We start from the raw sequence: 2147 nt of genomic DNA on the forward strand, positions 1-2147 counted from the left end.
CCCCCACTCCCCCTCCCCAACTCGCAAAGACCGACAATCCGCGTAGACTTAGAACGCTTAACAGAATTGGTGAATCTAGTCGGAGAATTAGTCATCAACCGTACAAATTTAGAACTTCAAGAATCCGAACTGCGGGGCGAAGTCAAGCGCATCCGCCGCAGTATCGTAGACTTGAACCAATTCGGCGGTCATTTGCGAGAAGAATACGACAGACTGAGTTTTGCAGATTGGAAAGGGGTAAACGGCAATTCGGGAGTGGTGGGAAAAATTGCAGGATCTGAAACAGAATTTCCCGCGACTGCTAACGACAAATCCTCGATCGCCCACGCTCACTTCGATATCTTAGAGATGGATCGTTATACAGAGTTCCACTCCACCGCCTCCGAAGTTATCGAAACAGCCGAAACAATTTCTCAATCCGCTACCAAATTAGACACCTTAGCCATCAAATTCGAGCGCAGTACCGACCAACTGCGCCGGATTACCGAACAACTCCGCAGCCGCGTCATGCAGTTGCGAGTCGTCAGTTTCAGTCGCGCCGTCGATCACTTGCCCAGAGCGCTCCGGGATCTGTGTCTCACCTACAATAAAGATGTCAACCTGCTGCTGCTGGGAAGAGATACCAAAATTGACGAAAGTTTGCTCGACGCTTTGCGCGACCCCTTAGTACACTTAGTGAGAAATGCTTTCGACCACGGCATCGAAATGCCCGAAGTTCGGCAAGCAAGCGGCAAGCCCGCCAGCGGTCAAATAGAAATAACAGCGCGTCACCAAGGCGGCCAAACTATTATTACTGTCGCCGATGACGGCAAAGGCATTGACCCGGAAATCATCCGCCACAAAGCGATCGACAAAGGTTTGGCGACAGAGGAACAAGCCCAAGACTTTTCCATTGCTGAGCTCTACGATTTTCTGTTTTGGCCTGGTTTCAGCACCGCAGAAGGAGTCAGCGACCTTTCGGGGCGGGGAGTCGGCCTCGACGTGGTGCGAACAAATTTGCGGACTGTGCGGGGAACTGTGAAGCTGGACTCTCGCCTGGGAAAAGGTACGAGTTTTATCATCAAGCTGCCGCTGTTGCTGTCGATTACTGACGCTTTGATGGTGAAGACCGATCGCAATAAAATAGCGGTGCCGCTGGATGCAGTCGAAGAAATTCTCCACATCAAAGCGTCGGAAGTTCACACCGCCGGCAATCAGCCGATGCTGTGGTGGCGGGAGGAATTCATTCGTTTGGTGAGGATGCAGGATTTGCTCGAATACAGCGTCTTGGGGCCCGATGCTCCGTCTCCAGACCCTTTGACCCAAGACCACATTCCGGTGCTGGTTTTGGCTTCTAGCGAAGGAATGCTGGCGGTGGCTGTGGAACGGCTGATCGGCCAACAGGAAATTGTGGTTAAACCTTTGCCACCGCCTCTATCCAAGCCTCGCGGGGTTTTGGGGAGTACGATTTTGGGGGACGGCAAAGTTGTAACTATTTTGGATGTGGATGATTTGGTGGGTCAACCTTCTGCAGCGAATAGTTCGATCGCCCCTGTTTCCGGTAAACTGCCGCCCGTAACGAGTTTGAGTCAGTCACCGCAGATTTTGATCGTGGACGATTCCTACACAATTCGGCAGTTGCTGTCTATGATGCTGACTCGCGCTCGCTACCGAGTCGTGCAGGCTAAAGACGGGGTGGATGCTTTGGAAAAGCTGCAAAACGGTCTTGATTGCAGTTTGGCGATTGTCGATATTGAAATGCCTCGGATGGACGGATTTGAATTGTTGCGATCGATGCGATCGACCCAGCGGTTTGCTAAAATCCCTGTAGCCATGCTGACATCCCGCAGCGGCGAAAAACACCGGCAAATGGCAATGGAATTAGGCGCAAATAAATATTTCACTAAACCTTACAGCGAACCTCAACTTTTAGAAGCCATCCCCAAATTAATTAGTTGTTAGTTGTTAGTTGTTAGTTGTTAGTTGTTAGTTGTTAGTTGTTAGTTGTTAGTTGTTAGTTGTTAGTTGTTGGTTGTTAGTTGTTAGGAATGAAAATTTAATAACTTAAGCGATTGCTCGTTACCAGGCTCTGCCTGGTAATGCAGATAGGCGAGGCTCTGCCTCCTTCGAGGAAAGCAACTTACAGGAGAGAGGACGGTAGGAGGTGT

1 protein-coding gene is annotated in these 2147 nt (G+C 50.3%); it reads left to right on the forward strand.

The window, feature by feature from the left end:
* On the forward strand, positions 1 to 1941 hold a 1941-nt coding region (locus IQ270_RS29890), incomplete at its 5' end, for a hybrid sensor histidine kinase/response regulator (protein ID WP_193976719.1).
* Between the last annotated feature and the right edge of the window lie 206 nt (positions 1942 to 2147).

This window comes from Microcoleus sp. LEGE 07076 (genome assembly GCF_015207455.1).
Taxonomy (GTDB): domain Bacteria; phylum Cyanobacteriota; class Cyanobacteriia; order Cyanobacteriales; family Microcoleaceae; genus Microcoleus.